The organism is Arthrobacter sp. B0316-1-20, from assembly GCF_059091865.1.
This window is the reverse complement of the sequence record NZ_JBNHHC010000008.1, coordinates 29,473-50,613: the sequence shown is the minus strand read 5'-3', so window position 1 is coordinate 50,613 and position 21,141 is coordinate 29,473. Positions and strand designations below refer to the sequence as shown.

22 protein-coding genes are annotated in these 21,141 nt (G+C 68.4%); 10 read left to right on the top strand and 12 right to left on the bottom strand.

Annotated features, from left to right (window positions below; translation table 11 throughout):
• Window positions 1-8: 8 nt before the first annotated feature.
• Window positions 9-1,148 (bottom strand): GuaB3 family IMP dehydrogenase-related protein, encoded by a 1,140-nt coding sequence (locus AC5RW2_RS14990; protein WP_494000390.1) that lies wholly within the window; start codon window positions 1,146-1,148, stop codon window positions 9-11.
• Between the two features lie 418 nt (window positions 1,149-1,566).
• Here AC5RW2_RS14990 and AC5RW2_RS14985 point away from each other — a divergent pair, with 418 nt between their 5' ends.
• Window positions 1,567-2,394, top strand: coding sequence for a hypothetical protein (locus AC5RW2_RS14985; protein ID WP_494074110.1), 828 nt, complete (start codon window positions 1,567-1,569; stop codon window positions 2,392-2,394).
• A gap of 54 nt (window positions 2,395-2,448) precedes the next feature.
• Here the strand turns inward: AC5RW2_RS14985 and guaB are convergent, their stop codons facing one another.
• The 3 genes from guaB to groES form a co-directional block, all read right to left on the bottom strand.
• On the bottom strand, window positions 2,449-3,954 hold the full coding sequence (guaB, locus tag AC5RW2_RS14980; protein ID WP_494000392.1) for an IMP dehydrogenase: 1,506 nt from the start codon (window positions 3,952-3,954) through the stop codon (window positions 2,449-2,451).
• A gap of 252 nt (window positions 3,955-4,206) precedes the next feature.
• Window positions 4,207-5,811, bottom strand: a complete 1,605-nt coding sequence (gene groL / locus AC5RW2_RS14975; RefSeq protein ID WP_494000393.1) for a chaperonin GroEL — start codon at window positions 5,809-5,811, stop codon at window positions 4,207-4,209.
• 133 nt (window positions 5,812-5,944) lie between these two features.
• Window positions 5,945-6,241 (bottom strand): co-chaperone GroES, encoded by a 297-nt coding sequence (gene groES, locus AC5RW2_RS14970; protein ID WP_127511177.1) that lies wholly within the window; start codon window positions 6,239-6,241, stop codon window positions 5,945-5,947.
• Between the two features lie 343 nt (window positions 6,242-6,584).
• Between groES and AC5RW2_RS14965 the strand changes: the two genes are divergently transcribed.
• From AC5RW2_RS14965 to AC5RW2_RS14950, 4 genes are read left to right on the top strand one after another with little or no spacing between them, the layout of a single operon-like run.
• Window positions 6,585-7,535: a siderophore ABC transporter substrate-binding protein gene (locus AC5RW2_RS14965; protein ID WP_494000394.1), complete on the top strand. Its 951-nt coding sequence runs from the start codon at window positions 6,585-6,587 to the stop codon at window positions 7,533-7,535.
• 52 nt (window positions 7,536-7,587) lie between these two features.
• A complete protein-coding gene (locus AC5RW2_RS14960) occupies window positions 7,588-8,616 on the top strand; it encodes an ABC transporter permease (protein ID WP_494000395.1) in 1,029 nt (342 codons plus the stop codon).
• The gene (locus AC5RW2_RS14955) at window positions 8,609-9,616 is read left to right on the top strand and encodes an iron chelate uptake ABC transporter family permease subunit (protein WP_494000396.1); all 1,008 of its coding nucleotides are present in this window, start codon (window positions 8,609-8,611) and stop codon (window positions 9,614-9,616) included. The genes AC5RW2_RS14960 and AC5RW2_RS14955 overlap by 8 nt, the downstream gene beginning before the upstream one ends.
• On the top strand, window positions 9,613-10,371 hold the full coding sequence (locus tag AC5RW2_RS14950) for an iron ABC transporter ATP-binding protein (RefSeq protein WP_493979500.1): 759 nt from the start codon (window positions 9,613-9,615) through the stop codon (window positions 10,369-10,371). The genes AC5RW2_RS14955 and AC5RW2_RS14950 overlap by 4 nt, the downstream gene beginning before the upstream one ends.
• A gap of 66 nt (window positions 10,372-10,437) precedes the next feature.
• Here AC5RW2_RS14950 and AC5RW2_RS14945 read toward each other — a convergent pair whose 3' ends face one another.
• Both AC5RW2_RS14945 and AC5RW2_RS14940 read right to left on the bottom strand, forming a co-directional pair.
• Window positions 10,438-11,037, bottom strand: coding sequence for a maleylpyruvate isomerase N-terminal domain-containing protein (locus tag AC5RW2_RS14945; RefSeq protein WP_494000397.1), 600 nt, complete (start codon window positions 11,035-11,037; stop codon window positions 10,438-10,440).
• Between the two features lie 85 nt (window positions 11,038-11,122).
• Entirely contained in the window at window positions 11,123-11,317 is a 195-nt protein-coding gene (locus AC5RW2_RS14940; RefSeq protein WP_494000398.1) for a hypothetical protein, read from the bottom strand.
• A gap of 155 nt (window positions 11,318-11,472) precedes the next feature.
• Here AC5RW2_RS14940 and AC5RW2_RS14935 point away from each other — a divergent pair, with 155 nt between their 5' ends.
• The 5 genes from AC5RW2_RS14935 (at window position 11,473) to AC5RW2_RS14915 (ending at window position 16,136) form a co-directional block, all read left to right on the top strand.
• Window positions 11,473-12,735: a THUMP-like domain-containing protein gene (locus AC5RW2_RS14935; protein WP_494025466.1), complete on the top strand. Its 1,263-nt coding sequence runs from the start codon at window positions 11,473-11,475 to the stop codon at window positions 12,733-12,735.
• Between the two features lie 89 nt (window positions 12,736-12,824).
• The gene (locus AC5RW2_RS14930; RefSeq protein ID WP_494025465.1) at window positions 12,825-13,973 is read left to right on the top strand and encodes a glutamate--cysteine ligase; all 1,149 of its coding nucleotides are present in this window, start codon (window positions 12,825-12,827) and stop codon (window positions 13,971-13,973) included.
• A gap of 86 nt (window positions 13,974-14,059) precedes the next feature.
• Window positions 14,060-14,266 carry a hypothetical protein gene (locus tag AC5RW2_RS14925; RefSeq protein WP_494012652.1) on the top strand — a complete coding sequence of 69 codons (207 nt, stop codon included), beginning with the start codon at window positions 14,060-14,062 and terminating at the stop codon, window positions 14,264-14,266.
• A 135-nt stretch (window positions 14,267-14,401) separates the two neighbouring features.
• Complete coding sequence (locus AC5RW2_RS14920) at window positions 14,402-15,550, top strand: zinc-dependent alcohol dehydrogenase (RefSeq protein ID WP_494074109.1); 1,149 nt, start codon at window positions 14,402-14,404, stop codon at window positions 15,548-15,550.
• A 10-nt stretch (window positions 15,551-15,560) separates the two neighbouring features.
• Window positions 15,561-16,136, top strand: coding sequence for a hypothetical protein (locus AC5RW2_RS14915; protein WP_494012654.1), 576 nt, complete (start codon window positions 15,561-15,563; stop codon window positions 16,134-16,136).
• 20 nt (window positions 16,137-16,156) lie between these two features.
• Here the strand turns inward: AC5RW2_RS14915 and AC5RW2_RS14910 are convergent, their stop codons facing one another.
• The 6 genes from AC5RW2_RS14910 to tsaE form a co-directional block, all read right to left on the bottom strand.
• The gene (locus tag AC5RW2_RS14910) at window positions 16,157-17,242 is read right to left on the bottom strand and encodes a substrate-binding domain-containing protein (RefSeq protein ID WP_494074108.1); all 1,086 of its coding nucleotides are present in this window, start codon (window positions 17,240-17,242) and stop codon (window positions 16,157-16,159) included.
• Window positions 17,243-17,391: 149 nt separating this feature from the next.
• Window positions 17,392-18,459, bottom strand: coding sequence for a tRNA (adenosine(37)-N6)-threonylcarbamoyltransferase complex transferase subunit TsaD (gene tsaD / locus AC5RW2_RS14905; RefSeq protein ID WP_494000405.1), 1,068 nt, complete (start codon window positions 18,457-18,459; stop codon window positions 17,392-17,394).
• A complete protein-coding gene (gene rimI, locus AC5RW2_RS14900; protein ID WP_494074198.1) occupies window positions 18,456-19,001 on the bottom strand; it encodes a ribosomal protein S18-alanine N-acetyltransferase in 546 nt (181 codons plus the stop codon). The genes tsaD and rimI overlap by 4 nt, the downstream gene beginning before the upstream one ends.
• A 38-nt stretch (window positions 19,002-19,039) precedes the next feature.
• Window positions 19,040-19,708 carry a tRNA (adenosine(37)-N6)-threonylcarbamoyltransferase complex dimerization subunit type 1 TsaB gene (gene tsaB, locus AC5RW2_RS14895; RefSeq protein ID WP_494074107.1) on the bottom strand — a complete coding sequence of 223 codons (669 nt, stop codon included), beginning with the start codon at window positions 19,706-19,708 and terminating at the stop codon, window positions 19,040-19,042.
• Between the two features lie 124 nt (window positions 19,709-19,832).
• The gene (locus AC5RW2_RS14890) at window positions 19,833-20,270 is read right to left on the bottom strand and encodes a VOC family protein (protein WP_494074106.1); all 438 of its coding nucleotides are present in this window, start codon (window positions 20,268-20,270) and stop codon (window positions 19,833-19,835) included.
• Window positions 20,271-20,449: 179 nt separating this feature from the next.
• Entirely contained in the window at window positions 20,450-21,103 is a 654-nt protein-coding gene (tsaE, locus tag AC5RW2_RS14885; protein WP_494074105.1) for a tRNA (adenosine(37)-N6)-threonylcarbamoyltransferase complex ATPase subunit type 1 TsaE, read from the bottom strand.
• Between the last annotated feature and the right edge of the window lie 38 nt (window positions 21,104-21,141).

Sequence of the window (21,141 nt, the reverse complement as noted above, 5' to 3'; positions counted from 1 at the left end):
TGGTCGGATCAGTCGCGGGCCTGGATCGGGGCCAGCACCACTTCGCAGCGCTGGAACTCTTTCAGGTCCGAGTACCCGGTGGTCGCCATCGACCGGCGCAGCGCACCGACCAGGTTGGAGGTTCCGTCGGTGTGGTTGGACGGGCCGTGCAGCACCCGCTCCAGCGGTCCGACGGTTCCCACGTTCACGCGGTCGCCCCGGGGCAGTTCGTCGTGGTGGGCCTCCTGGCCCCAGTGCCAGCCGCGGCCCGGCGCTTCCTCCGCCCGGGCCAGCGCGGAACCGAGCATCACGGCGTCCGCCCCCATGGCGATGGCCTTGACGATGTCGCCGCTGAAGCCCACGCCGCCGTCGGCGATCACGTGCACGTAGCGGCCGCCCGATTCGTCCATGTAGTCCCGGCGCGCGGCCGCGACATCGGAGATCGCCGAGGCCATCGGGGCGTGGATGCCCAGCGCCCGGCGCGTGGTCGTCGTCGCTCCCCCGCCGAAGCCCACCAGCACGCCGGCGGCACCGGTGCGCATCAGGTGCAGCGCCGGGGTGTAGCCGGCGGCGCCGCCGACGATCACGGGCGTGTCCAGCTCGTAGATGAACTGCTTTAGGTTCAGCGGTTCCTGCGTCTTGGAGACGTGTTCGGCGGAGACGGTGGTGCCGCGGATCACGAAGATGTCCACGCCGGCGGCGACCACGGTCTTGTAGAACTCCTGGGTGCGCTGCGGCGTCAGCGAGCCGGCCACGGTCACCCCGGCTTCCCGGATTTCGGCCAGCCGGGAGGTGATCAGTTCCGGCTGCACGGGGGCGGAGTAGAGCTCCTGCATCCGCTTGGTCGCGGCCGGGCTGAAGTTCTCCGTGCCCAGCGCGGCGATCTCGTCCAGCACCGGCAGCGGATCCTCGTACCGGGTCCACAGGCCCTCGAGATTGAGGACGCCCAGGCCGCCGAGCTTGCCCAGCGCGATGGCGGTGGCCGGCGACATGACCGAGTCCATCGGCGCGGCGATGACCGGCGCGTCGAACGTGTAGGCGTCGATCTGCCAGCTGACCGAGACATCCTTGGGATCGCGCGTCCGGCGCGAGGGGACGATCGCCACGTCATCGAGGGAGTAGGCTCGGCGCCCACGCTTGCCACGGCCAATTTCAATCTCGTAAGTCACGGCTCTAGGTTATCCCACCACTGGAACGCTTCACCTTGGAACGGGCAGGGAGAGGACTTTCGCCGGCGCCTGGCGGACAGGGCGGACCCCTCGTGACGGCTGCACGGCTCTCCTCTTCGGACTGCTGGCGTCGTCCCGGCGCAGGCGGTACGCTCGACCTGCCGCACGGCCGGCAAGCGCACCGCAGGCCCTCTCTCTTGACGGTTGCCGCGGGCCGGCCGCAGGCAGCCGGAGCGGGAAGTGGTCAGTCATGGGAGGAAGATTCCGGCGGTCCGTCGGGCGCATGCGACCGTTCGCGAGCGGCTTGGCGGCCACCCTGTGTTTTGGCATCGCCGGGCTGGTCTGGTCCATGCCCTCCCTTCATGCGCGCCGGTTGCGGCGAGCCGCATCGTGTACCGTTTGCGCTTCCCACCAGCGGGTGCGCGGCACCGCCCTCTTTGTGGTGGCGGCCCTCCTGGTCGCCGGAGCCGGAGCCCGCGTCCAGGAGGCGCTCTCCCCGCAGATCGTTTGCCACAGCCATATCACTGCCGACGGGCAGATCAAGCCTGAGCCGCGCCTGCAGATTTCACCGCCGGCCCCGTGGCGCATCACCCGCAATTTTCTGGTCGCCCCCATCAGCGGCGTCGGGGTCCTGACCGGGCGCAGCCTTGATATGGAAGCGTGCTCGGGACCGTCGCTGTTGGTCATGTTCTGGCCCCCGCCGCGCACCAGCGGCGGCGGAACAATGCTCGGAGACGTGTTCGTTGCGTGGATGCCGCCGGTGGACCCGGCCGGTGCACTGAGCGTCAACGGATATGGCATTGCCGATGAAGGCCAGTATGTCCGCTACGGCCCGAACATCTCCCAGACCCGCACCGGGGACGAGGCCCTCGCCCTCCACGAGTCGCGGCATGTTGACCAGTGGGCCGTAGCCAATCTGCTCGCCGGCCCGTTCGCATTTCCGGCGGCGTACATCATCGACGGGGCACTGTTCCCCTCCTCGCGCAACCACTTCGAGCGGGCCGCCGGATTGGCCGATGGGGCGTATCCGCCCGCGCCGGATAACTGGCCGGCGCCGCGCTGGCCTGACACCGCGGCCCTCGTGCTCATCGCGCTTCTGATCTTCCGACGCCGGCTCCGTTGGCTCACCCGCGTCGCGGTCGGTGGCCGCGCGCACGCCCGGGCCCACGCGCCGAGGCGCTGTCCCGTCCATACGCGGGGCTGGTCGCGGCCGCTCAACGGCGGCGAAAAACGTGCCGCTGGTTAACGCGATCGGCGCCGCTCCCCTGATGTGGGGAACGGCGCCGCCGAAGCTGCGGGACTACCGCTTGTAGTTCGGTGCCTCCACGGTCATCATGATGTCGTGCGGGTGGGACTCCTTCAGCCCCGCCGCAGTGATCCGCACGAACTTGCCCTTGGCCTTCAGCTCGGCGATGTTGCGGGCACCGGTGTAGAACATGGTCTGGCGCAGGCCGCCGACCAGCTGGTGCGCGACGGCCGAGAGCGGGCCGCGGTACGGCACCTGGCCTTCGATGCCCTCGGGGATCAGCTTCTCGTCGTCGGGCACGTCGGCCTGGAAGTAGCGGTCCTTGGAGTAGGAGGTGTTCTTCCCGCGCGTCTGCATGGCCCCCAGCGAGCCCATGCCGCGGTAGGCCTTGAACTGCTTGCCGTTGACGAACACCAGGTCCCCCGGGGATTCCGCGGCGCCGGCCAGCAGCGAGCCGAGCATCACCGTGTCCGCGCCGGCGACCAGGGCCTTGCCGATGTCGCCGGAGTGCTGCAGGCCGCCGTCGGCAATCACCGGGATGCCCGCCGGGATGGCCGCCTTGGCCGACTCGTAGATCGCGGTGATCTGCGGTACGCCAACGCCGGCGACCACCCGAGTGGTGCAGATGGAGCCCGGGCCCACGCCCACCTTGATGGCGTCGGCGCCGGCGTCGACCAGTGCCTGCGCGCCCTCGCGGGTGGCGGCCTGGCCGCCGATCACGTCCACGTGGGCCGCGGCCGGGTCCTTCTTCAGCCGGGCGATCATGTCCAGCACGCCCTGGCTGTGGCCGTTGGCGGTGTCCACCACGAGGACGTCCACGCCGGCCTCGATCATGGTCATCGAGCGCTCGTAGCCGTCGCCGAAGAAGCCCACAGCCGCGCCGACGCGCAGCCGGCCGTCGTCGTCCTTGGTGGCCAGCGGGTACTGCTCCGCCTTGTCGAAGTCCTTGACGGTGATCAGGCCCTGCAGCATGCCGGCGTCGTCCACCAGCGGGAGTTTCTCGATCCGGTTCTTGCCCAGCAGTTCGATGACTTCCGGGCGGCTGATGCCCACCTTGCCCGTGATCAGCGGCATGGAGGTCATCACCTCGTGCACCTTGGTGGTGGGATAGTCGGCGCGGGGCACGAAACGGGTGTCGCGGTTGGTGCAGATGCCCACCAGCTTGCCCTCGGAGTCCACCACGGGCAGTCCGGACACGCGGTAGTTGTAGCAAAGTTCGTCCAGTTCGGCCAGCGTGGCGTCCGGGGCGATGGTCACCGGGTTGGTGATCATGCCGGACTCGCTGCGCTTGACCCGGTCCACGTGCTCGGCCTGGTCCTGGATGGACAGGTTGCGGTGGATGACGCCCAGGCCGCCCTGGCGCGCCATGGCGATGGCCATCCGCGATTCCGTCACGGTATCCATGGCGGCGGAGAGGAGCGGGGTCTGGACCGTGATGCGGCGGGTCAGGCGGGAGCTGGTATCGGCCTCGGACGGAATCACATCCGTCGGGCCTGGCAGCAGGAGCACGTCGTCGTAGGTCAGACCCTCGAAAGCGAACGGATTGAATTCTTCGGACACTGCAGGGCCTTTCGAGCGATACCGGTGGCGGCCGCCGGTCACCGACAGCGGGATCGGGTTCCGGGGTTGGTTACATCCTAAAACGATTCCGCCCTGCCCACTATTTCCCGCGGCAACCGATGTGGCGGAGCTAACGTGCGCGCCCGGCTCCGGGGCTTCCACCACCCCGGACCCCACGACGACGAAGGGGACCCTGCACTGGCAGGATCCCCTCCGGACGGGCGAAGCCCGACCAACAGCCGGCGGCGTGCGCTAGTGCTGGTGGTTGTGCCCGTCCTCTTCGGCCGGCTTCTCGACGACCAGGGTTTCGGTGGTCAGCACCAGTGCCGCGATCGAGGCCGCGTTGCGCAGCGCCGAGCGGGTCACCTTCACCGGGTCGATGATGCCCGCGGCGACGAGGTCCTCGTATTCGCCGGTGGCGGCGTTGAAGCCGTTATTGAGCTCCATGTCGCCCACCTTGGAGACAACGACCATGCCCTCGTGGCCGGCGTTTTCGGCGATCCAGCGCAGCGGCTGGGCCAGCGCGCGGCGGACCAGGCCGACGGCGGTGGCTGCGTCGCCCTCGAGCGCCAGCACGTTCGGGTCGGTGTCCAGAGCCTGGGCGGCGTGCACCAGGGCGGTGCCGCCGCCGGCCACGATGCCTTCTTCCAGGGCAGCGCGGGTGGAGGACACGGCGTCCTCGATCCGGTGCTTCTTCTCCTTCATTTCGACCTCGGTGGCAGCGCCGACCTTGATCACGCCGATGCCGCCGGACAGCTTGGCCAGCCGCTCCTGGAGCTTCTCGCGGTCCCAATCGGAATCGGTGCGCAGCACCTCCGCCTGCAACTGGGACACGCGGTCGGCCACGTCGGCCTCGGAGCCGGCGCCGTCAACAATGGTGGTGTTGTCCTTGGTGACGGTGATGCGGCGTGCCGTGCCCAGCACCTCGAGGCCCACCTGGTCCAGCTTCAGGCCGAGGTCCGCGGACACGACCTGGGCGCCGGTGAGCACCGCGATGTCCTGCAGCATGGCCTTGCGGCGGTCGCCAAAGCCCGGCGCCTTTACGGCGGCAACGTTGAGGGTGCCGCGGATCTTGTTGACCACCAGGGTGGACAGGGCCTCGCCGTCGATGTCTTCGGCGATGATGAACAGCGGCTTGTTGGCCTGCAGCACCTTTTCCAGCAGCGGCAGGAACTCCTGCACCGTGGAGATCTTGCCCTGGGAGATCAGGATCAGCGCGTCCTCGAGGACTGCCTCCTGGCGCTCCTGGTCGGTGACGAAGTACTGCGACAGCAGGCCCTTGTCGAACTGCATGCCCTCGGTGAGCACCAGTTCGGTCTCCATGCTGGAGCCCTCTTCGATGGTGATGACGCCGTCCTTGCCCACCTTGTCGAACGCTTCGGCCAGCAGTTTGCCGACCTCCGGGCTCTGGGCGGAGATGGTGGCGACCTCGGCGACCCTGCCTTCGACCTCGCGGGCATTCTCCAGCAGGCGGGCGGCAACGGCCTCGACCGCTACCTCGATGCCGTGCTTGAGGGCCCCGGGGGCGGCGCCGGCGGCCACGTTGCGGAGGCCTTCCTTCACCAGCGCCTGGGCCAGGACGGTAGCGGTGGTGGTGCCGTCACCGGCAACATCGTTGGTCTTGGTGGCGACTTCCTTGGCCAACTGCGCGCCGAGGTTCTCGTACGGATCGTCGAGTTCCACCTCGCGGGCGATGGTCACGCCGTCGTTGGTGATGGTGGGGGCGCCCCACTTCTTGTCCAGGACCACGTTGCGGCCACGCGGGCCGAGGGTGACCCGGACGGTATTGGCGAGCTTGTCGACGCCGGCTTCCAGCGCCTTGCGGGCGGCGTCGTTGAACTCCAACTGCTTTGCCATGAATTTGTTCCTTTCACGCAAAATGCCCCGGCTGCGCTGCTAGAGGAGGCAGCCGGGGCATTTCGGTTGTCCGTGATTCCGGCTGCGGGCGTCGACTGCGCGCGCCCGAGCCGCCGGACTCAGCTGATGGGCCTTACTTGGTGACGATGGCCAGCACGTCGCGGGCGGAGAGCACCAGGTACTCTTCCCCGCCGACCTTGACCTCGGTTCCGCCGTACTTCGAGTAGATGACGACGTCACCCTCGGCTACGTCAACGGGAACCCGGTTGCCATTGTCATCGACGCGGCCGGGGCCGATCGCGACAACTTTGCCTTCCTGCGGCTTTTCCTTGGCGGTGTCCGGAATGACCAGGCCGGAGGCCGTGGTCTGCTCTGCTTCGAGCGGCTGGACAACAATACGATCCTCAAGAGGCTTAATGGAGACCGACACTCGGCTCTCTCCTTTTCATGCGCTACGAATAGGTTGGCCAAGGAGATGTCTGCCGTCGTCGCGGTGCCGGCAGGCGGTTCCTTGTATTAGCACCCACACGGGGTGAGTGCTAACTGCGACTCTATGAGAAGGATTAGCACTCGGTCAAGGCGAGTGCCAGCGGCGGGCCCTCCGGTTTCCGTGGCCGCCGCCTATGTGACGAAGATCGGCTCCGCCGTCCACCAGCCAAGTTGCGTAAGGCTAACCTAACCCGGTAGCTTTCAAGCTGCGCGCAAATAGCAAACGTTTATGTTGCCTAATGCCGGTCCCCGCCGGGACGGCGTTGACGAACAATGGAGAGTCAGTGAAAAAGCCCCTGAAGTCCGGCCTGGTGGCCATGACCGCAGCCGTTTCCATGCTCGCCCTGAGCGCCTGCGGCCAGCAGACCGACGCCGCGGCAGGCACCGGTGCCGAGACGATCAGCGTTGAGCACGCCTCCGGCACCACCGACGTGCCGGTGAACCCGGAGACGGTCTACACCTTCGATCTCGGGGTGCTGGACAGCCTCACCGCCCTCGGCGTCGAGGTCGACGGCGTCCCGGAGGCGGCCGTGTTCCCCGAATCGCTGGCGCAGTACGCCGGCGACGAATACACCAAGATCGGCTCCATGAAGGAACCCGACTTCGAGGCCATCAGCGAAGGCGCACCCGACCTGATCATCATCTCGGGCCGCACCGCCGAGGCCTACGGGGAGCTGAGCAAAATCGCCCCGACCATCGACCTGAGCGTGGACACCGCCGCTCCGATCGAGAGCTTCAAGGAAGTCTCCGCGACCCTCGGCGAGATCTTCGGCAAGGAAGCCGAAGTCGAAGAAAAGCTGGCGGCCATCGACACCCGGATCGAGGACACCAAGGCCGCAGCTGCCGACGCCGGCACCGGTTTGGTGCTGATGACGAGCGGCGGCGAGATGACGGCCTACGGCTCGGGGTCCCGCTTCGGCATCGTGCACGATGTCCTGGGCGTGCAGACCGCCGCGGATGTGAAGTCCGAGGGCCCGCACGGCGAGGCCATTTCGCACGAATTCGTCGCCGAGGCCAACCCGGACCACCTGTTCGTGATCGACCGCGACTCCGCCGTCGGCGAATCCGGGGAAGCCGCTGCGGCCGTCCTGGACAACGACCTGGTCAACGGCACCAGCGCCGCCAAGAACGACAGCATCACCTATCTGGACTCGGCCTCCTGGTACCTGGTGGGCTACGGCCTGAATAATACGGACGCCATGATCAGCGCCGTCCAGGCAGCCGTCACGAAGTAGCACCCGTACGGCCGCCGGCGTCCCGCCGGCGGCCTGCGCGGTGGCCCGACCCATGGCTTCCTCCACGATTTCCAGTCCGGCCCCGGCGGCAGCAGCCGCGGCGGGACGCTCCCGCGCCCGCGGATCCGGGTCCCAGCTCGCCTGGGCGGCCACCGCCGTCGTTGTCCTGGCCATTGCCAGCATGTTTGTGGGCGTCAGCGACGTGTCGCTGCCTGCCCTGCTGGCCGGCGACCAGAAGGCCTGGGACATTTTCTGGATCAGCCGGCTGCCGCGCACCCTGTCGGTCATCCTGGCCGGCGCGGCGCTGGGGATTGCCGGGCTGATCATGCAGCTGATGGCGCGGAACAAATTCGTGGAGCCGTCCACCGTGGGCACCGTGGAGTCTGCCTCGCTGGGCATCCTGGTGGTCACGGTGGCGATCCCCGGTGCCACCCTGTTGGCCAAGATGTCCGTGGCGACCGTGTTCGCGGCCGCCGGGACCGGCCTGTTCCTGCTGGTGCTGCGCCGGATCCCGCTGCGCAACACGCTCATTGTGCCGCTGGTGGGGATCATGCTGGGCGGCGTCATCGCCGCGGTGACCACGTTCTTTGCCTACCGCTTTGACCTGCTGCAGACGCTGAACAGCTGGATGATCGGCGACTTCTCCGGTGTGCTCCGCGGCCGCTACGAGCTCCTCTGGATTGTCGCGCTGCTCGCGGTGATCGGCTACCTGTGCGCGGACCGCTTCACGATGGCCGGCATGGGGCAGGAATTTTCCACCAATCTGGGCCTGCACTACGGCCGGATCCTGACGCTCGGGCTGGTCATCGTCTCGCTGATCAGCGCCGTGGTGGTGGTCAACATCGGCGCCATTCCGTTCCTGGGGCTGGTGGTGCCCAACCTGGTGTCGCTGGCGTTCGGCGACAGCGCCCGCCGCGCGGTTCCCTGGGTTGCGGTCTTCGGTGCGGGCTTTGTGCTGCTGTGCGACATCATCGGCCGCACCATCCGCTACCCCTACGAAATCCCGGTGGGCGTGATCGTCTCCGCCGTCGGCAGCGCCGTCTTCCTCTACCTGCTGCTGAGGACCCGCAAGAATGGCTGATTCGGTACTTCCCGCCGCCCTGACGCAGCGCAAGCGCCGCACCCTCACCACGGTCCGGCCGCGGACCTGGATCATCCTGCTGGGCCTGCTGACGGCCGCCCTCGTGGCGGTGTTCATGACCATCGACCTGCGCGGCAACCTCGGCTACATCCTGCCCCGGCGTGCCATCAAAGTCGGTTCGATGCTGCTGGTGGCGTACGCCGTGGGCGTGTCCACGGTGTTGTTCCAGACGGTGACCGCCAACCGGATTTTGACTCCGTCGATCATGGGCTTCGATGCCCTCTACATGCTGATCCAGACCGGGCTGACCTTCGCGATCGGCGGGCAGGCGCTGCTGAGCCTGGGCGCGCCGGTGCGCTTCGTGATCGAAGTGATGCTGATGGTGGGCTTCTCCTTCCTGATCTACCGCTGGCTGTTCACCGGCGGCGGCAAGAGCCTGCACCTGATGCTGCTGGTGGGCATCGTGTTCGGGACCATGTTCCGCGGCATCTCCTCGCTGCTGCAGCGGCTGATCGACCCGAGCGAATTCATCATCCTGCAGGACCTGTTCTTCGCCAGCTTCAACAACGTGGACGGCGTGCTGCTGGCCGTGTCCGCGCTGGCCGTGGCCGCGGCCACCGTCCCGGTCTGGCGGATGCGCCGGCAGTTGGACGTGCTGGCGCTGGGCCGGGACACGGCGCTGAACCTGGGCGTTGACCACCGGCGGGCCGTCACCACCGTCCTGATGCTCTGCGCCATCCTGGTGGCCGTATCCACCGCACTGGTGGGACCGATCACGTTCTTTGGCCTGCTGGTGGCCAGTCTGGCCTACCTGTTGTGCTCGCACTTCCGGCACGTGTACGTGCTGCCCATCGCCGTGCTGCTGGGCGCCATCGCCCTGGTCGGCGGCCAGCTGGTCCTCGAGCAGGTGTTCAGTTTCGATACCGCGCTGAGCATCGTCATTGAATTCGCCGGCGGCATCCTGTTCATCGCCCTGCTGCTGAAAGGCTCCATCAAATGATCCACGTCTCCGGAGTCTCCAAGACCTACGGCACGCAGACCGTGGTGGACGACGTCAGCTGCTACATCAAGGACGGCGGCATCACCTCGATCATCGGGCCGAACGGCGCCGGCAAGTCCACGCTGCTGTCCATGGTCTCCCGGCTGCTGCCCATGGACGCCGGGGCGGTGACCATCGACGGGCTCGACGTCGGCAAGACCGCGGGCAAGGAACTGGCCCGCAAGATGGCCATCCTGCGCCAGGACAACCAGCTGACCGTCCGCCTGACCGTACGGGATCTGGTGGGCTTCGGCCGTTTCCCGCACAACAACGGCCGGCCGGGCCCGGCCGACCTCGTCCAGATCGAGCAGGCGCTGGCGTACCTGGACCTGACGTCGATGGCGGACAAGTTCGTGGACGAACTGTCCGGCGGCCAGCGGCAGCGGGCGTTCATCGCCATGGTGCTGGCCCAGGACACCGATTACCTGCTGCTGGACGAACCGCTGAACAACCTGGACATGAAGCACTCGGTGGAGATGATGCGGCTGCTGCGCCGGCTGACCGACGAGCTGGGCAAGACCGTGGTGCTGGTCATCCACGACATCAACTTCGCGTCCTGCTATTCGGACTCGATCATCGCCATGCGCTCCGGCCGCCTGGTGCACCAGGGCCCGCCGGCGCAGATCATGCAGCCGGACGTGCTGCGCGACGTGTACGACATCGACATCCGCATCGAGGAGATCGAGGGCAACAGGATCGGCGTCTACTTCGCCTGACGCCGGACGGCGGAGTTGTTGCCGGCCACGGCCCCGGAGGGCCCGGCCGGCAGGGCCGGCAGGGCGTCAGACCACGGAGAAATCGCCGGGCAGCATGGTCCGCCCGGTCAGGGCCAGCAGCACCTGCGCTCCGTCGCCGCGTTCGGCGGCAATCTCCATGGCCAGCCGCCCGGCTTCCAGCTCCACGCCGCGCGGCAGCTCCGCCACCAGGCCGCAGGCCCGGGACAGGTCGAGCGTGTGCACCGCAAGTTCGAAGATCCGGGTGGGCAGGTAGTCACTGAAGCGCATCCCGCCGGCGGCCGTCTCGATGACCCGGTCCTCGGTCAGCGGCAGCGTGTTTTCCAGCTGGGCCAGCAGCCGGTCCACCATGTCCACCGGGTGCGGGCCCAACTCCTTGCCGGCTGCCACGGCCCGTTCGGTGACGCCGGGATCATTAGCCAGTCCGGTGGCCAGGTAATAGTCCGCGGCCGATTCCACCTGGACAGTCTTGGCGGGGCGCCCCAGGTAGGTCAGCACCGTGGACAGCGCCCGGCTGGTATGTCCGGCGAGCGTCCGGACGCTCCAATCGTCCAGCCCGGGTGCGTTCCATGCGGTCGGCGGCACGTTTGCCAGCACCTCGCGGAAGTACCGGCCCGCGGACAGGAACGTTGCCGCCGATTCGATCATGCGCCCATGCTACGGCCGGCAGGCGGCCGCGACCAGCGTCCCCTTCGTCCTAATCGGTCCGGCCGGGAATGACCGCAGGAGTCGTTCAGGCGAGGCGCCGCAGCTCCGGCTTCCAACCCGGGGCAGGTGCAGCGACGCCTGCGGCGACGTCATCCCAGAGGGCCTGCCAGCCCCGGTGTGCCCTGTTGCCGGCTTCGATCAGCTCGCCAAGTTCCGCTTCAATCTCGGCTTGGCAAGCGTCTGTATCAATGTCGTACCCGTCGATGGATGTGGACATCATGCACGCCTCCTCACAGTAAGCTTCCTTACCGACCCTACGGACTCCCAGCATATCCCGCCATGGGGAGAACTACCCATCGCCGCTTTGAAGGCACGAATCGGCCGGTCCGCTTGCCTGCGTCCGCTGCCTGAATCCGCTGCACTAGGCTTGAAACCATGGCACCCGAGACCCACGCCGAGAGCATTGCACCGATTCTCACTCCGGAAGGCTGGGAGCTGCTGAATTCGCTCGGCCCCTATTCCGAAGCGGAGAGCCTGCACACCGGCACCGAACTGCGCAAGGCCGGCCACTCCCCCGAACTGGTCTCAGCCGCCATGACACAGTCCCGCCTGCGTGCGAAGGCCAAGGCGAAGTTCGGTCCGTTCGCGGAGAAAATGCTGTTCACCACGGCGGGGCTGGAACAGGCCACGCGGCTGAACATCGCGGCCCTGCACGCGCGGCGGTTCCAGGCCGCCGGGGTGGAGCACGTCGCGGACCTGGGCTGTGGAATCGGCGCGGACGCCATGGCGCTGGCCAGCTTGGACCGCAGGGTCACCGCCGTGGAACGGGACGAGACCACCGCCGCGGTGGCCACCATCAACCTGATGCCGTGGCCGACCGCGACCGTGGTCAATGCCGATGCGGAGGGACTGGACCTCACCGGGATCGACGGCGTGTGGCTGGACCCGGCGCGGCGGACGACGACGGCCTCGGGCACCACCCGGATCTTCGACCCGGAGGCGTTTTCTCCGCCGCTGTCCTTCGTGGAGGGGCTGGCCGACCGGGGAATGCCGGTCGGGGTCAAGCTCGGCCCGGGGATTCCCCATGAGGCGCTGCCCGACAACTGCGAGGCCCAATGGGTATCCGTCGACGGCGACGTGGTCGAGGCGGCGCTGTGGTTCAACCGGCTGGCGCGGCCGGGCATCCGGCGGGCGGCATTGGTCACCGGAGCCGGCGGCACCGCCGAGCTGACCAGCGCCGTCGGCTACGACCCGGCCAACCAGGACGTGGCCATCGGACCGGCGGCGGGGTACCTGTACGAGCCCGACGGCGCCGTGATCCGCGCCGGGCTGGTGGCCGACTTGGCCCGCGGGCTGGGCGGGCACCTGCTGGATGAGCACATCGCCTACATCTGCGCCCCGCAACTGCAGCCATCGCCGTTCGCCCGGGCGTACCGGGTGCTGGAGGTCAAGCCGTACAACGTCAAGAAGCTCAAGGCCTGGGTGAAGGCGAGCCGGATCGGCACGCTGGAGATCAAGAAGCGCGGCACGTCGGTTGCACCGGACGAGCTGCGCAAGACCCTGTTGACCGGTTCCGGCAAGGGGCCGAACAAGGCGACCCTGGTGCTGACGAGGGTCGGCGAGGACCGGATCGCCATCGTCGTCGAGCCCGTTCCCGCCGCCGGCGCCCGCAGCCGCGAGCGCAGCGCCAGGCCCTGACGCACTAGAATCAAGCTGTGTCTGGCCCCGCGGCCCCAGCAGACGCATACCTCCGGCGGCAGCCGGTCCAGCCAAAGACGGAGCAACGTTTGTACATCGATTTCGCACGGTCCGCCCAATCCTCCCTCGGGGTTGAGTGGGAGCTGGCGCTGGTGGATGCCCAGACCGGCGAACTGGTCTCGGTGGCCGAGCAGGTGTTGGATGCCGTCCGCGCCGGGCATCCGGAGCTGCGGGACGATGACGAGCACCCGCATGTGAAGCAGGAGCTGCTGCTGAACACCGTGGAGCTGGTCACCGGCGTCTGCAACACCGTCCGCGAGGCCAAGGCGGACCTGAGCAGCGCCCTGGCGGCCGTCCGCGACGTCACCGACCCGATGGGGGTGGAGCTTTTCTGCGCGGGCAGCCATCCGTTTGCCGCGCCGCGGTTGCAGCCGGTCACCGACAAGGAACGGTACGCCAAGCTGATCGACCGTACCCAGTGGTGGGGGCACCAGATGGTGATTTACGGCGTGCACGTGCACGTGGGCCTGGACCACCGGGACAAGGCCCTGCCGGTGTTGGACGGGCTCGTCAACTATTTCCCGCACTTCCAGGCGATCTCCGCCTCCTCCCCCTTCTGGGCGGGAGAGGACACCGGCTACGCCTCGCAGCGCGCGCTGATGTTCCAGCAGCTGCCCACCGCCGGGCTGCCGTTCCAGTTCCCCAGCTGGGCGGTGTACGAGGATTACGTCGAGGACATGTTCACCACCGGGGTGATCGACACGATCAGCGAGATCCGCTGGGACATCCGGCCGGTTCCCGCGCTGGGCACCATCGAGATGCGGGTGTGCGACGGGCTGTCCACCCTGCAGGACGTCGGGGCCGTGGCCGCGCTGACGCAGTGCCTGGTGGACGAGTTCTCCACCGCCCTGGACAACGGCTGGGCGATCCCCACCATGCCGCCGTGGCACGTGCAGGAGAACAAGTGGCGTGCCGCCCGCTACGGCATGGACGCCATCATCATCCTCAACGCCGCCGGCAAGGAAATGCCGGTCACGGAGCATTTGCGCGAACACGTGCTGAACCGGCTGGAACCGGTCGCCCGAAAACTTGGCTGCAGCGACGAACTGGCAGACGTGGAGAAGATCCTCGAAGCCGGTGCCGGCTACCAGCGCCAGCGCAGGGTTGCCGCCGAACACGACGGCGACCTGCGCGCCGTCGTCCTCGACGTGGTCAGCCAGCTTCGCGGGAGCAACTGAGAGCCGGAAACCGGTCCCGTTTGGTCCCGAACAGGCGTAGGCTCTGCCCCAGGGGCTACAGAGCCGGATGCGGGAAAGGGCTGGGCATGGCCGGGGACAAGCACGCTGACGACGAGGCGCTGTACCAGGCGGACGCCCCGGATCCGGAGCAGGACTCCGACGCGCCGCCGCACGCCGGCTCGGCCGGGCTGGAAGCCGCCATCGAACCGGACGTCGACCGCGGGCCCGAGGACCGGGCGGAAGACGGGGACAAGGAACCAACCTCCCCGCGGGAACCGGAAAAGGGCGCCTAGGACCGGGCACACCCGTCCCCGGCAGCACGGTCTCCCGGGCGCGGGCCTCCCGGACGCCTGAGGGCCTTGACCGTTGCTTACCGGGCGTGTGAAGCTTGCGGGCACTCGACTATCCGCTTCCCCCAGGAGGCACCGATGAGAGCCATGGTGTACCGCGGGCCCTACAAGACCCGGGTAGAAGAAAAAGACATTCCCGCCATTGAACACCCCAACGATGCCATAGTCCGGGTGCAGCTGGCCGGTATCTGCGGCTCGGACCTGCACCTTTACCACGGCATGATGCCCGATACCCGGGTCGGAATGACGTTTGGCCACGAGTTCATCGGCGTGGTCCACGAGGTGGGTCCGTCCGTCCGGAACCTCGCACGGGGCGACCGGGTCATGGTGCCGTTCAACGTGTACTGCGGTTCCTGTTACTTCTGCGCGCGGGGCCTGTACTCCAACTGCCACAATGTGAATCCGAATGCCACGGCGGTGGGCGCCATCTACGGCTACTCCCACACCTGCGGAGGCTACGACGGCGGCCAGGCCGAATACGTCCGGGTGCCCTTCGCCGACGTCGGCCCCGCCCTGATCCCGGACTGGATGGACGACGAGGACGCCGTGATGCTCACCGACGCCCTGCCCACCGGCTACTTCGGGGCGCAGCTGGGCGACATCGTCGAAGGCGACACCGTGGTGGTGTTCGGGGCCGGACCGGTGGGGTTGTTTGCCGCAAAGTCCGCCTGGCTCATGGGAGCAGGGCGCGTGATCGTCATCGACCATCTGGAGTACCGGCTGGAGATGGCCCGTTCCTTCGCGCATGCGGAGACCTACAACTTCGTCGAGCATGACGACATCGTGGTGCACCTGAAAAAGGTGACGGACGACCTGGGGGCGGACGTGGCGATCGACGCCGTGGGCGCCGAGGCGGACGGCAACCTGACCCAGCACCTCACCTCCGCCAAGTTCAAGCTGCAGGGCGGCTCGCCCGTCGCCCTGAACTGGGCCATCGATTCGGTCCGCAAGGGCGGGACCATTTCCGTAATGGGCGCCTACGGTCCGATGTTCAGCGCGGTGAAGTTCGGGGACGCCCTGAACAAAGGGTTGACGCTGCGGATGAACCAATGCCCGGTCAAGCGCCAGTGGCCGCGGCTGTTCGAGCACATCCGCAACGGTTACCTAAAACCCAACGACATCGTTACCCACCGCATACCGCTGGAGCATATCTCCGACGGTTATCACATTTTCTCGTCGAAACTCGATGGCTGCATCAAACCGCTCATCGTGCCCGATGCCGGCTAGGAGACCCCCGATGCCCTACAGAGCCGAAAAACCCGAGCGCAGGCATACCAGCGAAGAACTCCGCGCCCGGATCCCGGGCTGGGGTGCCGACCTGGATCCGAAGGACCGTCCGGCCGTGCCGAAGGAACGCTTCGATCCCGGAGCAACCGGCGCACACTGGGACTTTCCCGACCGCCAGGAGGAGAAATGGCCGCGCGAGCGATCCCTTGAGCACCGCATGCTGACGCCCGTCTTCGGCACGTCGACGCCGCCCAAGGGACTCTCGGGCGCCCTGCGGCGGTACTCCTACCGGAAGTACAGCGAGGCGCGGGCGGCCCACTGGGTGATCCTGCTGGCCGCCGACCGGGTCGACGCCTGGGAAAGCCACCTCCGCTCCTTCGCGACCCTGCGTCCGGACAATCCCGTCACCGAATCCGGTGTGCGCAGCGAGTTCAGTCATCACGGGCTGGCCTCCCGGACCGGGGCGAAGCGTGCCGACCTGAGCCACCAGTGGCTCGACCCGGTCATCGTGGCCGGTCCCTGGCTGGCGGCAGGCGGCCTGGCCGCGCTGGCGGTCAGGGGCCTGGCCCGGCGCCTGCGCGCCTGAACGGGAAGATCCCGCGGCGTCTACTTGACGAGCTGGAGCAGCTCCTGGTTGTCGGCGAAGACCTTCGCGGCGTTCTCCTTGGTGACCGGCTCCGCTTCGGTCAGGTAGGCGGCCACGCTGGTTTGCGCGTTGCCATAAGACTCTTCCTCGTCGGCCTCGGGTGCATCGTCCTGCGCGAACCCTTTGACGACCGACAGGGCCTCCCCCACCATGGCCGCGGGGTCGGCGTAGGTGGTGGCGTACTGCTTGCCGGCCATGATTGATTCCACGGCTTCCGGGGCGGATCCGCTGCCGACGACGACGGCGGAGTCCTGCCCGCCGTCTTCGGCGGCCCAAATGAGGGCCTGGGCGGTGGCGTCATCGGCGGCCAGGATGCCGTGCACGTCGTCGGAGGCATATTCCTCCTGCAACAGACCGGCCAGCCGTTCTGCCGCCGCATCCGGGTTTTCGCCGGCGGTTGCCTCGAAATCCGTCTGGCCGGACAGCACGGCCACGGTGCCGTCGTCGATCTTGGGCTGCAGCACACTCATGGCTCCGTCGAACGCCAGGCGCGCCCCGCCGTCGTCCGGGTGGCCGCTGAACAGCTCGACGTTGTAGGGTCCTTCGCCCTGCCGTTCGGCCAGCCCGTCGAGCAGTGCCTGGGCCTGGAGCTCACCGGTTTGGAAGGCATCCGCGCCCACCAGGTAGCCGACCGCGCCGGTGCCCGTGACCATGGTGCCGAACGCGATGACCGGGATTTGCGCCTCCTGCGCCGCGGCCAACTGCTCCCCCAGGCCTGCCGGGTCTGCCGGGTCCACGATCAGCACCTCCGGTTCACCCTCGAGCATGGTGCTGATTTGTTGCTGCTGTTCAGCGGCGGTTTCGGCAACCTGGACATTCGGTTCGAAGTTTGAGCCCTCGATCTGTTCGGTGAACAGCGCTTCGGCGTACGCGGTGTCGGCGGAGAGGGACACGCCGATCAAGGAGCCGCTCTCGAAGCCTCCGGCGCCTCCCGCTTCCGGCCCCTCTCCCGTTTCTTCACCCGTGCGGGAACAGGACGTCAGCAGGAGTGCCGCCGTGACGGCCACCGCCGCCGGCAGTTTCATTCGTCCGGCAAAAGATCCCATGACGTTGACCTCCGTCGTTCCGCCGTCCGACCGGATGGGAGAGTTGTGAGGAGGGGCCGGCGTGCCCCGCCGTGGTTTCAGCCTAGGACCCCGCCGAGGATTGGGATAGACGGTGTGCGTCCTGCGCGGCGGGCGCGGGCCGGATCGCCCTAGAGGTGCACGCTGGTGACCGGCATGGACGAATCCGGAGCGAATTCCAGACCCGAGGGCCTGCCGCCGGCCATGACCACCTGGGCGCCGAGCGCGGCGACCATCGCCCCGTTGTCCGTGCACAGGGACACGGGCGGCACCCGCAGGGAGATGCCGTGCTCCGCGCAGCGTTCCTCGGTCAGCGCCCGCAGCCGCGAGTTCGCCGCAACGCCGCCGCCGAGCAGCAGGTTGGTGATGCCGTTCTCCGTGCAGGCCAGCATCGCCTTCGCGGTGATGACGTCCGCCACGGCTTCCTGGAAGGACGCGGCGATGTCGGCCACCGGCAGGGGTTCCCCGGCGGCCTCGAACTGCTCCACGCAGCGGGCCACGGCCGTCTTCAGGCCGGAGAAGGACCAGTCATAGCGGTGCGGGCCGGGGGCCTCGGCCGAGCCCATGTACTTGGGCTGGCTCAGTCCGCGGGGGAACCGGATGCGCCTCGGGTCGCCCTCCCGCGCCAGTTTGTCGATCGCCGGGCCGCCGGGATAGCCCAGGCCCAGGATGCGGGCCACCTTGTCGTAGGCTTCACCCGCCGCGTCGTCGATGGTGGAGCCGAGCAGTTCGACGTCGTCGGTCAGCGAGCGCACGCGCAGGATCTCCGTGTGTCCGCCGGAGACCAGCAGCGCGCCCAGGTTCTCCGGCAGCGCTCCCCCGTCCAGCACGCCGACGCCCACATGGGCGACCAGGTGGTTGATGGCGTACAGCGGCTTCCCGGTGGCCAGCGCCAGGGCCTTGGCCGCGCACACCCCGACCATCAGGGCGCCGGCCAGCCCGGGGCCGGAGGTCACCGCGAGCGCGTCCACTTCGCCGAGGGTGACCCCGGCCGTGTCCAGCGCCTGTTCCAGCGTGGGGATGAAGGCATCGAGGTGGGCGCGGGAGGCTATTTCCGGGATCACTCCGCCGAAGCGCACGTGTTCCTCCATCGAGGAGGACACCGTGTTGGCCAGGAGCGTATCCCCGCGGACGATGCCCACGCCCGTTTCGTCGCAGGAGGACTCGATGCCCACCACCAGCGGTTCGGTGCGGTTCATGGCGTGTCCTCCGTCGTCTCGGGTTCGTGGGGTGTCCGGCCGGTCCCGGTGCCGCCGCCGGTCCCGGTGCCGCTGTCGGTGCCGGTTTGGGCATCGGTGCCGGGAGCACCTGCCCAGTCCTTGAGGCGCAGCCGCATGATCAGGGCATCAACGCCGCCCCGGTAGTAGCGCGGGCGCACATGGATCTGCTCGAAGCCGAACCAGCGGTAGAGCCGCTGCGCCCGGGGGTTGTCCGCGCGCACTTCCAGCAAGACGTCGTCGGCCCGCTGGCTGCGTGCCAGGTCGATCAGCAGGGTCAGCAAGGTGGTGCCAATGCCTTGCCCCTCGCGCTCGGGGACCACCGCAATGGTCTGCACATCGGCGATCGGCCGCACGCACATCATCCCGGCGTAGCCGATCACCGTGCCGAGCGCGTCCTCTGCCACGAAGTAGCTGCGGGTGTCCTGTGCCAGTTCCTCGTAAAACATTTCCGTCGGCCACGCGTCGTCCGGGAACAGCTTCCGTTCCAGCGCGTCCACGGCCGGCACGTCGGCCTCGGTCATCGGCCGGATGCCGCCCGCCGGCCGCGGCGTGCGGGCGGTCACAGGGCGCGCTTCCGCGGACCGGGAACCTTGGCATCGGACTCGCGCAGATACAGCGGCGTGGTGTCCGGCAGGGCAAGCCCGTTGTCCAGGCGGGCGACGGCGGTGCGGCCCAGCGCTTCGGCGGTCGGCTGGGTGCCGCTGTACTCGGTGACGGCCAGCAGCTGCTCCGGATACAGCCCGGCGCCCATGCCGTAGGCGGGCAGGCGCGGAACGTCCGAGGGCGGCCCGACATGCGGGCCGTCGAGCAGTTCGTGCGTGCCGCCGGTGCTGCGGTAGCGCGCCCAGTACACTTCCTTGCGCCGCGCGTCGGTGGCCACCACGAACTCGTCCACGCCGGCGCGCCACGCGTCCGGAGCGGCGTCCACGGCGATGGCGTCCAGGCTCATCGCCCCGTGCAGCGGCTTGCCCCAGGCGAAGGCCAGCGCCCGCGCGGTGGCGATGCCGGAGCGCAGGCCGGTGAACGGTCCCGGGCCCACACCCACCACCAACGCGTCGAGTTCGGCGCCGGTGACGTCCGCCGTCGTCATGATCTTGCTGATCCCGAGGGCCAGCACCTCGGCGTGGGTGCGCGTGTCCTCGGTGGCGAACGCGGCCAGGATCTCTCCTTGTCCGGCCAGCAACGCGGCGCTGGCAATGGCGGAGGTATCAATGGAGAGAATGAGCACGCGTCAATTTTACTTGAGGCACGCGGGGTGGCTTTCGGGCGCCGATCAGGAGGCGCCGCACCCCGGCCGGGACAGGGTTAGGGCCCCCGCGGCGGCCGCGCAGGCGGGCCATGTTGAGCGGCGCTCACGCCTGCGGTGTGCCGGCTTCCTGCGGCGTACCGGCGATGTTGACCAGCCACTGAATGCCGAACCTGTCCGTGCACATGCCGAAGGTGTCGCCCCAGGGCGCTTTTTGCAACGGCTCCGTGACGTCGGCGCCGTCGATCAGCTTTTCCCAGTAGCCGCGCAGTTCGGCCTCGTTGTCGCCGCTGAGCGAGAGCGAGTGGCTGGACCCGGGGGTGTATTCCATGCCGGCGGGGGTGTCCGCTGCCATGAGCACCAGCCCGCGCTCGGTGGACAGTTGCGAGTGCATGATCTTGTCGGTCTCCGCCGGGTCGTCGCTGGCCTGGAATTCGCCGAAGGTGTTCAGCGTCAATTCGCCGCCGAACACCGACTGGTAGAACGTCATGGCTTCCCTGGCCTGGTCGCGGAATCCCAGGTACGGGTTCAGCTTGGTCTCCATGGCGGGCCTCCTCGTGGTCTGATGACGCCATCGATTATGGACCTGCGCCAGGGGGCCGTGAAGACCGCGGGCTCCCCGAGGTCCCCGTCCGGCTGAATTCACCCGCGCCGATGAAACGTCGAGGCCCGCAGGCCCGGCGGCACCTCCGCAACCGGCGCGACGGGAACATCCGTTGCGGGTCAGGCAAACATGTACGCGGCCCAGCGCGGTCCGTAGGCGGCCATGCGGATCAGCCGCGGCTCGCCGTCGTCAGGCTCGTCAAAGTCGAGCACGACGCCGGTGCTCCGCTGCGCTTCCGCGGCGCCACCCCCGGCGGCCTGCACGGCGGCGTCGCCCGGCACGGCGGCACCCGGTGCCGCACCCAGCGGCCCGTCCTGCGCTCCCTCGGCTGGCCGGTCCGCCAGGTCTGCCCCGGTGGCCCGGACCAGCGAAATGTCCAGCCAGCTCTCGGAGAGGTGCTCCACCCGGCCGCGGCCCCACTCGACCACGGTCACGGCCTGGTCCATGGTGTTTTCCAGGTCGATGTCGTCGATCTCCCCGTCCGACTGCAGCCGGTAGGCATCCACGTGGACCAGGTCCGGCCCGCCGTTCATGCTGGGGTGGCTGCGGACCAGCACGAAGGTGGGGGAAATGATGCCGGGACGGACGCCGAGTCCTTCTCCCAGCCCCTGGGTGAAGGTGGTCTTGCCCGCCCCCAACCCGCCGCTGAGCACCACCAGGTCGCCTGCACGCAGGATCCTGCCCAGCCGGGCGGCGAGCGCCTGCGTTTCCTCGGCCGAGCCCACGTGGAACTCGCGCTCCCACACCGGCGCGGCCGGTTGCTGCTGCGTCATGGCAGGTGCTCCCCCTGTCCGGTCGGTGTCATCCTTCA